The following is a 13970-nucleotide window of genomic DNA, read 5'->3' as shown; positions in this document are numbered from 1 at the left end:
CTCCTCGTCCATTCGCAAAAAACGCTTTTCATGACGTCACCCGGTCCGACACCGCGGCAGATCATCGTCTTCGTGCTGTATTCGGCGCTGTGTCTGCCCGCGAGCATGACCGTCGCCGGCTATGTCGCGACCCGGATCACGCGGAACGTGTCAAATTTCGAAGGCGGTGCGGGCTACGCGGCGCTCGGGTGGATCATCATTTTGACCTGCGCGGTCTACGGGCTGTCGATCGCCCTGTGCGTGCTGCTGCGGAGAAGAACCGCGGTGCTCGCGGCCATGACGGTGGGGTTCGCCGTGCTGTCGGTGCCTGCGTTCAGGTTGGCCTGCCAGTTGACGACCTAGCGCGTCGCGCCCATAGCTCGCGGAAAACAAAAAGGCCCGATCTTGCGTGAGACAGGAAGGATATTTTTTCGACGGCTGGAACCATATCTCTGCACTGACGCCCCGTCAGTTAGCGCTCCGAATCCGTCCTGGATAACTCGATCGGAACCATATATTTGCACTTTGTCAAAGCGTGAACGAATTCATTGCCCTTTGTTCAGCCAAGGGCGAACCGGCAAAGCGTTCACCGTGACTCTCCGACAACAAGGCCATGATCTGCACGGTCAGAAAGGCCGTCAGTTCCCGGTCCTCGCCGACGTCGTCACCGAAGACGGCAGGCCGAGTAATGGAGTGCGCTTGCTTCATCAGAACTGTGCGGTGACCTGAAAACCAACCGTCACGCGTGCCGTAGGAAACCCGGACGGCTTGTAGATTGGCGTTCCGGCAAACAGGTCGTAACCATAGGCGCCCAATCGAGTCGCGACACTGCCCTTCACGCCTATCACGGCGCCCGCTAGCTGCGTGCCGACGAGGGTGACGGGCTGCGGGCCCCACACGCGGCCGTAGTCGATGCCCGCGTATACCGCCTGCCCGGTTTGGCCGATCGGCGCCTGCAGTTCGTTGCGCCAATAGAAGCCGCGGGAGGCGGCCAGCATCGTCTCTCCGTCGAATCCACGTACGGTGTAACGACTGCCGATCGTCAAGTCGTCGATGTAGTACAGCGTGTCGCCCGTGTATTGTCCGTGGAGCGTCGTCACGTAGCGGAACGGCTGCTGCGCGATTGCGAACGGCACCGACAGATTCGCATCGAGCACGGCCATCTTGTAGCGGTAGGTCGGGCCGCCGTCTGCCGCGAGGCTGTCGTCCTGCGCGCCGAACGCGCCGATACCCTGCCGGTAAGCGAGCATCCCGTCGAACTGCGCATTGCCGAAATAGTGGCGATCGGTCAGGCCGAGCTCGACGAACGTGTTGTTGCGACGCTGCTGCCGAATTTCCGTGTCCTCGATGAAGCTTTGCCCAAACCGGCGCGACAAGCGAAACTGCGCACCGAACACGTCGTTCTGGCTACGCGACAGCACGCGGTTCAGCTTGAAATCAACTGTCTTTGAATTGCCGCTAGCGATGAACGTCTGATTCACGCCAGCGATTTGCTGGTAGTACGTGTTGGTGTACGCCGATAGTGTGGCGGTCCAATAGCCCCACGGGATCGAGTAGAAGCCGTTCCAGCCATGCGAGCCGAGTCGCTTGTCGCCGAATTCCAGATCCTGGCTCACGCCAATGTTGAAGATATCGTTCAGGCCAAGGGGATTGTCGATACCGAGCGACAAGTTGCCCTGAAGGCGGCCCGTCGCGCGCGTGCCCGAGTTGTCGATCGAAGCGACGACCGTCCAGGGTTTAGTGCGCTTTACGTCGAGCACCACGTCGCTTTCGCCGGGAACGTCGGCTGGGACGATCTGCATCGATACGTCCTGGCTCGTCACGCGCTTCATCTGTTCGAGGCCTTGTTCGAGGTCGCGCAGGTTCAGTAGTTCGCCGTCGCGAGTCGGAAAGGCGGTTTTCCACGTGCCGCGGAGCTTCTCGTCGGCAAAATGCACATGGCGGATTACGCCAGGGACCAGTGAAAACTTGAGGGTGCCAGTCGACAGATCCTGTTCGGGCAGCAGCACGCGCGTCGTCACATAACCGCGCGCCAGGATCGCTTGCGACAAGCCTTTGACGAGCAAATCGAGACCCTGTTTGCCAACGCACGCGCCCGCGTAGTGCCCAATCCATTCACGCGCGAATGCGAAGCGATCCATCGGCAATGCCGATGCGCCTTGCGATTTCACGGAAGCAGACAGCGCATCGGGTACTTCGAGTACGAAACGCTCGATCCGAAAGCAAGGCGTTTCAGAAGGCAGCGTTGGATACTCAGCACTTCGCACCACTTCCGATCGCACCCCGGGCGCGGAGACTACCCGTTCGCGCTCTCGTGCCTCTTCCTGCTGTCGGGTTTGCTGGTCGTTGCCCGGAATGATGAGACGGGGAGCTTCTTGCGCCGACACTGCCATTGGTATCAGCCATGCGGCCGACAGCAGGACGGCCGGGGTACGGATTGTCATAGATGTGGTGTTGTTAGTTCGATCTTATGGCTTAGGTGCAAGGTGTCCCGGAACCCAAACCCATTCGGTGCCGTTCCATTTCCAAAAGCCCATGACCCAGATCGTGCTCGACCAAGAGGGCAACACGGGTTCCATTTCAGGCTTTGGTGGAGGACGCGGAGGTGCGTCTGGGGGCACAGACTCACAAGCCGCGAGAAGCGCCAATATTGCTAAGGACTGGACCGTCAATACTGACCTAAATCTCATTCAATTTGCTCCTGAGCGTGCCCGCACAGAATGACTGCCGCATGTTTCGACCATAACAATAGAACGCACCGGTTCAATTAGGTTCGTTTCGCTTTCCCAACGCCGGCCACCATGGATTGGATATTAGTATCCATCGAATCTCCGCCCTTCCTTTCTCCGATTTCAGAAGATCGATCGGCTTTTTTCGCCCTGCCGCTGGCATCTTGTAATCCAACCACGGAAGTGAATCGTCTTCCATGCACCCCCAAATAACAACTGCAATTTCCGGATCGGAAACGCGACGAGAAAGCTCTCTCGTTATGTCGTTATCAATCCATTTGGTCCTCATGAACTTAACGACATCCTCCCATCCTTTCGGAAAATCTTCCATCTCAGTGCTTTCCCAACGACTGGAACGAAACCAGGTTGACACCCCCAGGATTTTGAGCAGACGGTGCCAAAATTGCCTGATAACCTTGCTGCCGCGCCCAATTGCTGATAGCTTGTGTCGCATCATAAGAAGTACCTCCGTGACTCGGCTGCGTAATCTGATCCAGGGTCACTCCTAATGCTTGACGTGCGGCTGGATCGGTCAGATCCAGCACGTTGTTAATTACAAAATTCTTGGTTACAAGCACCTTCCCATTTAGCGGGGCATAACTAGCAACCTCATTATATGCAGTCTGCGGTGAAGTCGATGTATAAACCGCACCAACCCCTTTAGGTGAATAGCGGTGATTTAAATCTACGTTTCCATCAAAGAGATTCCATGTATCATCAGCATACTTTGGCAACTGATAACGATATAGAGGCCCCGAATATTCTGCGCTACTTGAACCAGTATACGTCCCCTTCGCCCAAGCGTTCGCGGCAGCAGTTGCATCAATTGCACGGCCAGCGATTACCGTTTGAACCGCAGCGCCTCCGAGGTTAAGCGCGCCATAGACCAGTGCTGCCCCCGTCGGGCTCATACCGAGGCTTTGCAAGGCTTGCTCGCCATAGGTCGGCGTCAAATTGCCCGACATCATCTGGGTGAAGCCTGACTTTGCATAGTCGACCGCGCCTACCGCAATGGCCGCACCGAGCGCACAGCCTGCCACTGACGCGCATCCGCCCGTCACTGCGCCTGCCGCAACCGCCACGCTTCCAACGCCCTGAACGGCACCCACAAGACGATTGGAGACCTGGTTCCGATCGTAGGTGTCGGATAAACGGTCCAGGTCTCCATAGCCGTCGAATGCACCGGCTTTCTTCAGCACATTTTGTTCGTACGTGTACTGCGCGCCGTCGTTTTGAATCTTTTGCAACGCGGCCTTATTCGGGTCATTGTCCGGAATGTTGTCCGCACAATGCACGAGCGCACATTCGGCGGCTGCGAGTCTGTACTGCTGCTCGGGGCTTTGCCCTTTCTGAAGCTGCTTGAGCTTGTCCGCTTCGCTCTGGTGAAGTTGCCGATTGTAAAGTTCGTTGTTGCTGGCGGACCCCGCTCCGGCGAGAGCGCCCGACGAGCCACCACCCGCGAGTGCGCCGCCCGCCGCACCGCCGGCTGTCGCCACGATCTCGTTCAGAGCCTTCCGCGCAGCGGTTTGCGCGTCCAACGGCAACTGGCTTACCGTCTGATCAATGATTGGCTGCGCCAGAGACTGCAACACATCTCCCGCCAGAGAACCTGCAATCGCCCCGCCAACGTTCCCGCCTGACAGCGCAGCCCCGATTGCGGCCACTGCGGCGTGCAACGCGTCACGACCGGCACCACCTTCGCCGAACAAGGCCTTCATCTGCGGACTGCTATTTTCGAGCTGCGTCGCCGCTTCCGCTACGGCGAAAGTTGCGGCCTTGCCGAACGCCTGCGCGAACGCCAGATTGTTCTGAACCTTCTGCAGGTTGAACGTATTCTCAACTGTCTGGTTCGCGTTTGCCGTATCGCGCGACAGGCCGGCCGTGCTGTCCGTGCCGTTCTGTTCGTCCGCCTTCACGACGATCTTTGCCGGGCTCACCGCAGCGTGCGTGACACCGCTTGCGCTGTCGCCAGTCTGCGCGAAGCTCGGCCCACCCGCCGTCGAAAAGCCTTCCGACGAGCCTGAATACGACATCTTGTTCTGGATGTCGGTAAATCCAAGGCTGCCGGTTGTCAGCGTGTTGCTATCGGCCGGCGCAGCGCTCGCGATCTGTGCACCATTGAGTTGGGTATGACCCACCACATTGACGTCGAAACCTTCCTTACCCGCCACAATGCCGGTTTGCTGATTCACCGACGCATAATTCGCGTCGATGCTGGTGTGGCCGATCGATGCATCGACGCCACCACCGTAGCCGAACGTAAAGCTGCCGCTCACCCCCGTGTTGTGCTGGTTGCTGCTGTAGGTCGACGTATCCTGAAGACTCGTCATCGTCAGGTCGCCGCCGACATCCACCTTGACCTTATCGCCCGACACCCGCGCGCCCGACAGCGTCGTGTCGCCGCCCGACTTCATAGTCAGGTTGTTGCCAGCCGCCACCGTCGTGTTGGTCTGCGTGACGCTGTCCCCGTTGCCTTGACCATGTGCGTTCGAGCCGTTAGCAAAAATGCTGATGCCCGTGTTCTTGCCCACCCCGATCGCGACGCCTGCATTCCAGCCGGTCGAACTGTTCGAACTCGTGTTCTGCTCCGTACTCTGGGCGCTTTGCAGCGTAATCGCGTTGTTGGCATCGAGCACGACGTTCTTGCCGAGCACCGACGCTCCGGTCATCACAATGTTCCCTGTACCCGCCTGGGCGTTTCCGTTCGAGTCCGGCGTGCCGGTCGCGATAATGGATACGTTGCCGTTACCGATGATCGACGAACCTTTCGCATCCGAGATCGATGTCGTCGAATTGCTGCTGCTATGGCTCGATCCGATGCTTAGCTGCACCTGAACACCCTTTGCGGCATCGCTCACGTTTCCGTTCGACAGGGCATTGGCGGCATCCTTGATCCCGCCACGGTTCTGGTATGCCTGTTCGGCTGCCGCCACGGCTTGCACCGCCGCGAGGCGCGAATCGCCCGACTGCTGGCCCTGGCGGACCGCGCCCGCCATCGACTGCCCGAGCCCGACGAGACCGCCGCCCAGTCCGACACTCAATCCCGACTGGCTAAACTGCTGCGACTGCGCGTCCTTGTAGGTGTCGTACGCGGCATTCACGGTCACGTTCTGCGCAGCGATTCCGACATCCTGGCCCGCAACAATCGTGCTACCCGTAATCGTCGCATCCTTGCCGGCCTGGATCGTGACATTGCCCTGCGATGATCCGATCACGCTCCCGTTATTCGTCACCGAGCTGGTTTGGTCTTGGTGTGCGGTCGAGCGCGAACCCACCGTGACCGACAGGCCACCATTTGTTAGCAGACCGGATTCCTTCTTCTCGTAGTAGCTGGACGATTGAGTCGTATCTTGTGATGCCTTGATATTGACGTCGCGCTTGGCCTGCAACGTGACGTCGTTCGTACCCACAACGTTGCTGCCGGTCACGTTGATGTCGCGGTTGCTGACGATGTTGATGCCGTCGGCTGATACCGTGCTGCCCTGGCTATAGGTCGCCGTCTGGTCGATCCCGCTCGCGATCTTCGCGCCGCTCACCACATTGCTGTGGCTGTGCGTTTCGTGCGAATTCAGCTCGTGCGTCTCTGTTGCCGCACCGATATTTACATCGCCGCTCGCGATCAGATTCGCGTTGCCTTTATCCAGGCTGACCGTGCTGCCACTGATCGTGAGATCCTTGCCTGACGCAATCGTAACGGTGTCGCCGCCCTTGAGCGTCGTGCCGGTGAGCGCCTGATCCGACGTATGCAGCGTCTCGGCGTAACTGCCGTGACTGTCGCTGCCCGAGCTGTTGCTGTTCACCGTCGAGGTCGCGCTCGCCGCGCCGAGCGTCACGTTGCCCTTGGCCGCGATCGTCCCCCCCTGGCCGAGGTCAATCTGCGCGCCACGCGCGGTCAAATCGCCGCCGACGCCGATGCTCGATTGTCCGCCGACGCTAACGGAGCTCCCGACCACCTTGTTGATGTCGGTATTCGACACGCCATTGGCCCGCTGCACGATCTTGTGCTCGCCGGTCTGAACCGCACCAAGATCCCAGTTACCGCCGACATTCATGCCGAGATTGCCACCGACCGACAGGTTGCCCGCGTTCTGCTGGAAGTTGCCGCCCGTCGTGATCGACGCATCGCCCGCCACGTCGAGTTTCGCGGTCGGCCCGAGCGTGGTCACCACGCTCGTCGCGCCGTCGCGACTCACCCGTGTGTTCGTCTTCGTCGCCGTATCGAGAATCAGGTCTTTCCCGGCATCGAGCTGCAGGCTGCCGGCCTTCACGTTCGCCGACGTCAGGTCGATGTTGTTCTCGGTCTTCAGCGACATCAGCCCACCGCTTTGCAGCGCACCGAATGCGTTGTCGATCTGCTTGCCCTGGATCGCCAGCGTGTTGTCCGCCTTGATCGTGCCGCTGTTCGTGAACGACTGTGCATTCTGGAAATCGATGTTCGTCGCACTGATCAACGGGCCGTCGATATTCTGCTGGCTGGCCTTCGCGAGATAGACGACCGGCACGAGCACCGACTGACCGTCGACCACTCGCGTTTCCATCATGACCACGTTGCTGGTCAGCTTCGACACCTGATCGGCCGACAGGCTCGCGCCGATTGGCAAATCGAGCGACTTCGACAGATCCGCGCCAGCCACCATTAGCGATTGATACATGGTCTGCAGGTCTGCGTACGGCCCGAGCACGGCCTTGCCGGTCAGCGCCGTGACTTCGTTGCGCACGAGCTGCTGCTCGTAGAAGCCGTCGCCGAGCCGCTTCGGGATGTGCGTGAGGTCGACGCCAAGCTGACCGAAGAAGTAGTCGCTGGAAATGAAATTCTTCTGGTTCGTGAACGCCGGATTCGTTTCGATCACGTAGCTCGCATTCGGCGCTGTCGTCGGCTTGAACAAGCCGCCTTGCGGAATGGTGAGGTTGTTCAGGACGTTCAGCGCCGTCGCGCTGGCGATGATCGGATCGACCGGCGCCGACGGACCGCCGTGTACGGCCGACGCTCCCGATTTCGCGCCGCTCGCGTTACCGCTCAGGTTGGTGGGAGTGAGCCCCGGCACCGACTGCCCCGGCAGCAAGCCGAGCGACGGAATCGATGCGTTGCCGGCCGTGTTGTTGATGCTGACGCCCGTGCCGGAAATCGTGCCGTTCGAACTTATCGTCGAGAAGTAGCCGGGCAGCGTGTAATCCTTGATCGACGCCGGTGCCGCCTGCGTGTAGCCGCCCGGACGGCTGCCGACGAACGGCGCATTGCCGAACGGCAACTGCCAGTCGTGTTCGGAATTGTCGTAGTTGTTGTAGTGATACTGTCCGGAGTAGGAAACCGTCACGCCCGGCAGCTTCTGGCCGGACGCCGCCCAGCCGTCGGCGTCGTAGTGGGACGGCATCTTGATGTCGCCGACCGCCGCGATGTTGCTCCAGTAGTTTTGCAGTGTGCCGACCGACGACGCATCGATCCTGCCGCCCGACACGATCTGCGCAGCCGGGCTGATGTCAGTCACGGTCGTCGCCGTCGCGCTGTCCGCGTAGTAGGTCGTGAACTGATACGTGCTGTTCCATTGACCGCCATGAGGCGGCTCGGTGTAGACGCCGCCGATGCTGTCCGGATCCTTCACGCCGATCTGGCCCGTGCGACCGCTGATCGGAATGCCGAACTGCGCGAGCGATGCCGGATCGATCTGGCTGGTAGACGTCTTCATCGCGCGGCGCGTGCTCGTCACCTTGTCGGCGTGCAGTTCCATGTCGCCGCCCGACTGGATCAAGGCCGACACGTTGTTGACGAGTGCCGCGTTCGTGTAGTTGCCGCTTGCGTCCTTCCCACCCGCCAGCACGACCTTGCCCATGCCGAAGATGGCCGTCGTCGCCATCGAATCGGACGCAGTCGTGTCGTCGCGGTTTTCGATGTCGCGCGCGAGGATTTCGAGTGTGCCGTTGCTGTCCGATCCGCCGATCAGCGCGGTCGGGCCGAGGTTCGAGATCGTATTCGTCGCGTTGAGCGACACGCTCACGCCCACGAGCGCGCCGGTATTGGTCAGGTTGGTCGATTGCGTGTGCAGCAGGCCGCCGGCAGTCAGGGCGCCCGCGTTGACGATGTTGCCCGCGTTGACGCTCAGGTTGTTGACCGACTGCAGGTTCGCGTTGTTCGTGAAGGTGCCGGGCAACGTGAAGGCGAGATCGTGCCCAACGTTGAACTGCGTATCGGACGCCGCCGTGTAGTCGCCCTGCAGGTTCACGTTGGCATCATGTGTCGCGCTGTATGTGCCGCCACCCTGCAGCGTGGCTGCCGCGACCGACAAGTCGTGAGTCGAGCTGATCTGACCGCCCGTATTCGTGATCGCGCCGGTCGTCGTGACGTCCACGTCACCGTTTGAATTCGTGACGTTGCCGATAGTGCCGCCACTATTGTCCAAGGTGTTGCCCTGGACATGAAGCGATGCGCCGCTGAGCTGGCCGCCTTGCGTGTTGCTAATCGATGCTGCGTCAATCGTCACGTCGCCGTTGCCGGTAATCGCACCCATGCCCGATACGCCGCCGGCGTGGCTGTTCGCAATCTGGCTGCCGCCTTGCACCGTCATCTTGCCCGCGCCGAGGTCGACGATGGCGCCGTCCGCGTTGTCGATCGAGGCCGATTGAATGGCGAGCGTGCTGGTGTCGCCCGCAGTCGATTGCCCGGCCTGAATGTGACCACCTCGGTTCGACAGGGCGCCGCCGTTTTTCAACGACAGCGACGCGTCAGATCGCAGCAGACCCTGCACGTTGTTCACGTCACCCGCGATCGTGGCGTTGATGCCGCGCTGCGCCGCGAGGATACCGCTCGCATTGTTCCAGTTAGCCGCGTTGACGATGGCTTGTCCCTTCGTCACGATGGTGCCAGCCGCGTTGTTCAGCGCGCTGGCTCCGTTGCCCGGCGCGATCGTCAGCGTGCCCGCGCCGGCATGCGTAATGGTGCCGCCCGCGTTGTTCAACTCGGCCGGCGTGAGCGTCAGGTCCGTGCTGTTGGTCTGAATCACGCCGGCGGCCGAGTTGTCGAGCGTGCCGCTGACGTTCATGCCCATCGCCGACGAACCGTACTGCGTGATCGTGCCGCCGTGGTTCACGAGGTTCGCGGCCGTCAGCGCGAGCTGATTTGCTTCGAGCTTGCCGCCGCTGTTGTCGAGCGTCGAGTCGGCTGTGACCGACAGGTTCGGCGCGACGATCGAGCCGCCCTGGTTCGTCATCGAGCCGGTGTGGATCGTCGCGTTCGTGCTGGCGCCGATCTGACCGCGGTCATTCGCCAGCGTACCGCTGGTGACGCTCACGTCCGTGTTCGACAACAGCTTGCCGCCTGCATTGTTCAGCGTGCCGGCGACGGTTGCCGCCAATCCGTTCTGCGCGCTGATCGAGCCCGACGCGTTGTTCAGCGTGCCGGTTTGCGCGACGACGCGCCCGTTGCTCGCAATGGAACCACCCACGTTCGACACCGTGCCCGTCCCATTGCCGAGCGTCAGCGTGCCGGTGCCGGCGTGCGTGATGGTGCCGCCGTCGTTCTTCAGCGTAGCCGGCGCGAGCGTCAGGTCGGTGCTGTTGGTCTGCAGCGTGCCGCCATTCGAGTTGTCGAGCGCGCCCAACACGTTCACGCTCATCGCCCCGGCGCCGGTCTGCGTGATCGTGCCACCGTGATTCACGAGGTCGGTCGCATTCAACGAGACCTGACCGGCCTGCACGGTGCCGGCGCTGTTGTCGAGCGTCGTGGCGCTGACTGTGGCCGTCTGGCCGATGATCGAGCCGCCGTTGTTCATCAGATGCGAGCCGGCGTCGACCACAACGTTCTGCGCGGCCTGCAGGGTGCCGCTACCGTTGTCGACCGATTGGCCCGAAACGTGAAGATTCGTGTTGGACGTGATCGCGCCGCGGTTGACAACGTTTGCGCCGCGGACCGAAACATCGCCGTTGCCGCCGATCACACCGCCTTGCGCACCGTTTGCAGTCGTACCTGCCGCGTTCGTCAGTTGACCGGTTGCGCTCAGCGTCAGCCCGTCACCGTTCAGCGAAGTGATTCGGCCCGCCGTGTTGTCGATCGTGGTCCCGTCGACTGACGCGTGCCCTGCGCTCTGGATGGTGCCTTGATTGTTCGCGATGGCGTCGCCATGCACGTCTGCCGTGCTCTCGGAAATCAGTTCACCGGACTGGTTGGCGATCTGGCCGTCTACGTTGACCGACAGCGGCCCCTGCGATGAAACCTTGCCGCTCTGGTTCGAGAGCGCACCACCGGTCAGCGTCGTGCTGCCGCCACTCGACAGGCTGCCGTGATCGTTGATCACCGTACCGGAAGCATTCGCCTGAATGGCACCTTGCGCGCTCGTCGTCGCGTTCGACAGGTTCACATCGCCGGCCGTCGCGCGCACCGACAGGTTACCGTTCGCCGCAGTCTGGCTGCCGGCGAGATTCACGTTGCCGCCGGTCAGCGACACATTGCCGCCCGCGACGTTCTGACCGGTCGCGCTGAGTTGGCCCGACGCCGTCACGTTCAGATCGCCGCCACGGCCGACGGAGCCGTCGTTGTTCACGCCCGCGCCGAGCGTACCGGTCGAATTGACGCTGCCCGCGTTCACGGTCGTATTCTGTTGCGCGGCGAGTGTCCCGGTGTTCGTCACATCGGCAGCCGTATTGATCGACGCCGATTGCTGCGCGTAGGTCGTGCCGCTGTTCTGGATGCCGCCGACAGCCGACAGCGCGAGGTTGCCGCTCGCTGTAGTCTTGCCCGTCAACACGAGCCGGCCGTTCGACTGCAGCGTCAGGTCACCGGCCTGGGCGGCAATCGTCCCGGCGTTGGCCACCCCCACACCGAACTCGTTCGATGCGAGGAAGATCCGATCACTATACATACCGCCCAACTGGCTCACGTCGATCGCAACCGAGGGAGCGGGACCGTCGCCGGCGATTGGCGTCGCGGCGAGCGTGTCGTGGTTGATCTGGTTCGCACCGGCGATTACGTTGAGGTTCTTCGCGTAGACCGCCGCGTTTACCTGCACCGCGCGGGCGATGAGGTCCACCTGGTCGATATTGGCGGCATTCAGGCCTGCACCGGCAACCGTCACGAGCCCGCGGTTGACGTTGTAGCCAGCGAGCGAGCCATCGGCGCCGTAGTACGGCACGCCCGTTGTGAGGGTTGCGCGACTGGTGTTGATGAAGGACGCGCCATCAAGATAAATGCCCGACGGATTCGCCAGGACAAGCTCCGCTCGAGTTCCTGCGATCTCCAAAGCGCCCCGAATTTGGGAAGGATTCGGGCTGTTGACCTGGTTGACAATGATCCGTGCGGCCTGACCTGCACTGAAATTCGGGTTGCCGTTGATCCAGCCCGCCTGCTGGGTCTGGACCATCGTGGCCGAGTTGTTCAGGATCGCGCCGGCGCGCGAGACGTCGAACTGGTTGTAGGTGTTGACCGAGACGCCGGCGCCCGACGGCGCGGCCACGTTGACTTGAGGCAAGCCGTTCGGCGTCTGAATCGCATGCGTGCTGGTACCCGGCGTCGGCACGATCTGCGCATCGGACAGGGTAGGCAGCATGCCAAGCGCTGCGACACCTGCCACAACGACGCGGGCACCGGACGTCGACGATCGCCGCCGTGCACGTGCTTCGCCCGTCGCCGATTTCCCCTCGGCGGTCGCCGTCTCCGCGACGGCCACCACCATACCCCGAAGCCTGGAAAACACCAGGCGATGCGTATTCTTGTTCATTCTTGTCGACGCGGCCCGCGTCCGTTCATTGATTATTGAACGCCAGCCTACCGAAACACAAAAAGAATGACTGTCAACAATTGCCAAGTCGTTGAACGGAAACCACAAAATTAGATTTCCGGACCTGTCTGATTGACATACGCCCGCGACATCTCGGGTCGAGTTCCTAAAGTATAGGGGCCGTAAATCAGACAGACTTCCCGCGCGCCGTCGCTTGCTCGTCTGTTACGCACAATTCTTGTTCGCCATCGAGCTTCTCGAAATACGATGATTCGCACAAGAGTCCGCCGCGATTTATCTTAGGTCGCCAACACAACCTGTTAAAACTGACAGGATCATTTTCGGACGCGCAATCTGAATCACTATCAAGAGACCGCATCCAATTGACTGAAATTGCGCCCCACCACCACGTTGTGTGAGATTATTTCTGAATGATATACCGTAATTCTTGGAGGTAGCCATTGCGAGACGAATTGATGACGGAAGCTTTGTGTTGGGAACTCGAATCAAAAGTCACGGCGGAGTATGCGTATGCGGCCAGGACGACATATGAGTTCACCTGTTATTGTCCGCACGAAGCCTGCCTCGCGAAGGTGTACCCAAAGCAGAGGGTGAACACATACTTCTATGCTCCCGATAGACATGTCGCCGGCTGCCCGAATGAGGCTCGCTCTACAGAGTCTTCTCTCCACCCAAGTTTGCCTAAACCAAGACCCGTAGACGTGCCGGCAAAGCCGATTCCGAATGTTCTCGGTCCGGGACCAACGATAAAACAAAAGTCTCGTGTTCCGACAAAGGACGAACTGCTGCAGCTTGCTGCAGTAGTTCGAGCGCGCCCCGCGCTACATCCGGGGACACTCGAAGAAGTTGTTGATGCGTGGTCGCGTATGGCACCTGACGAACGCGCCGCACAGCCTTTAGCTGTCGCTAACCGCAACTTGACATACGCAACCGCGTTTACATTCCTCGGTAACGCGCCCGACGATATCGACGCACTAAATGTGCATGAGCGAATCATCTTCGGCGCGGCGACTGTCGTCGAGCTCGATTATTGCTACCTCATTGACAGCAGAAAGAGGTTTCAACACGAAGCAAAAAAATTTCCTCTTCGCACTGTGTTGAACAAACGGAATTTGGTATCTGACCATTTCTCAAGAATGGTCAACAAGACAGCGACGTTTTTTTGTCATGACGTAGCTGCCAAGTTCGACGAAAAAGGAAGCGTGTTCCGCGCCACAGTTAATCCGGGTTCGCCTTATACTGGAATCGTCTTGAAAGAGGGCGAATTCGCGCCTTGGACAACGATGGAATCTAAGAACAGTTCTCCAGAATGATAGGCGCTGCACGCCAGCTTCCTGGCGCTTTTCGGAAAATGAATGGTTACAGTTCCCCGAGCAAGTGCGTGAATCTTGTTGCGATAGAGATTACGATTAAACGCAAAGATGGGTAGCCAAGCCGGCACTGGTTTAGTTCGCCAGCTTCTACAACGGGCCTCGCTCTTGAGGGGCTGCCTGTCGCGCACACTCGGACTCTGACGAACAGGCCCGTCGCGCTGCGG

6 protein-coding genes are annotated in these 13970 nt (G+C 60.4%); 2 read left to right on the top strand and 4 right to left on the bottom strand.

All coding sequences use genetic code 11. The annotated features are described in order from the left end of the window. The first annotated feature begins 30 nt into the window (after positions 1-30). The gene (locus CFB52_RS01250; protein WP_099315969.1) at positions 31-342 is read left to right on the top strand and encodes a hypothetical protein; all 312 of its coding nucleotides are present in this window, start codon (positions 31-33) and stop codon (positions 340-342) included. Between the two features lie 165 nt (positions 343-507). On the opposite strand, the gene CFB52_RS01245 is transcribed toward CFB52_RS01250, so the two are convergent. The 4 genes from CFB52_RS01245 to CFB52_RS01230 form a co-directional block, all read right to left on the bottom strand. Next, positions 508-687 carry a hypothetical protein gene (locus CFB52_RS01245; RefSeq protein WP_099315968.1) on the bottom strand — a complete coding sequence of 60 codons (180 nt, stop codon included), beginning with the start codon at positions 685-687 and terminating at the stop codon, positions 508-510. Continuing rightward, positions 687-2423 (bottom strand): ShlB/FhaC/HecB family hemolysin secretion/activation protein, encoded by a 1737-nt coding sequence (locus CFB52_RS01240; protein WP_099315967.1) that lies wholly within the window; start codon positions 2421-2423, stop codon positions 687-689. The genes CFB52_RS01245 and CFB52_RS01240 overlap by 1 nt, the downstream gene beginning before the upstream one ends. A 24-nt stretch (positions 2424-2447) precedes the next feature. Further along, positions 2448-2669, bottom strand: a complete 222-nt coding sequence (gene bcpO / locus CFB52_RS01235) for a CDI system lipoprotein BcpO (protein ID WP_013696314.1) — start codon at positions 2667-2669, stop codon at positions 2448-2450. Between the two features lie 371 nt (positions 2670-3040). Next, on the bottom strand, positions 3041-12412 hold the full coding sequence (locus tag CFB52_RS01230) for a hemagglutinin repeat-containing protein (protein ID WP_099315966.1): 9372 nt from the start codon (positions 12410-12412) through the stop codon (positions 3041-3043). 611 nt (positions 12413-13023) lie between these two features. Between CFB52_RS01230 and CFB52_RS34960 the strand changes: the two genes are divergently transcribed. Further along, on the top strand, positions 13024-13746 hold the full coding sequence (locus CFB52_RS34960) for a hypothetical protein (RefSeq protein WP_257219801.1): 723 nt from the start codon (positions 13024-13026) through the stop codon (positions 13744-13746). Positions 13747-13970: the final 224 nt, after the last annotated feature.

The sequence above is a fragment of the Burkholderia sp. AU18528 genome (assembly GCF_002223215.2).
Lineage (GTDB): Bacteria > Pseudomonadota > Gammaproteobacteria > Burkholderiales > Burkholderiaceae > Burkholderia > Burkholderia semiarida.
Note: the sequence above shows the minus strand (reverse complement) of the source record. Positions and strands in the feature narration are given on the sequence as shown.

What these genes read in the sequence shown, in the direction of transcription:
- CFB52_RS01250 (WP_099315969.1), top strand. Translation starts at nt 31, where the DNA reads ATGACGTCACCCGGTCCGACACCGCGGCAGATCATCGTCTTCGTGCTG.
- CFB52_RS01245 (WP_099315968.1), bottom strand. Translation starts at nt 687, where the DNA reads ATGAAGCAAGCGCACTCCATTACTCGGCCTGCCGTCTTCGGTGACGAC.
- CFB52_RS01240 (WP_099315967.1), bottom strand. Translation starts at nt 2,423, where the DNA reads ATGACAATCCGTACCCCGGCCGTCCTGCTGTCGGCCGCATGGCTGATA.
- bcpO (WP_013696314.1), bottom strand. Translation starts at nt 2,669, where the DNA reads ATGAGATTTAGGTCAGTATTGACGGTCCAGTCCTTAGCAATATTGGCG.
- CFB52_RS01230 (WP_099315966.1), bottom strand. Translation starts at nt 12,412, where the DNA reads ATGAACAAGAATACGCATCGCCTGGTGTTTTCCAGGCTTCGGGGTATG.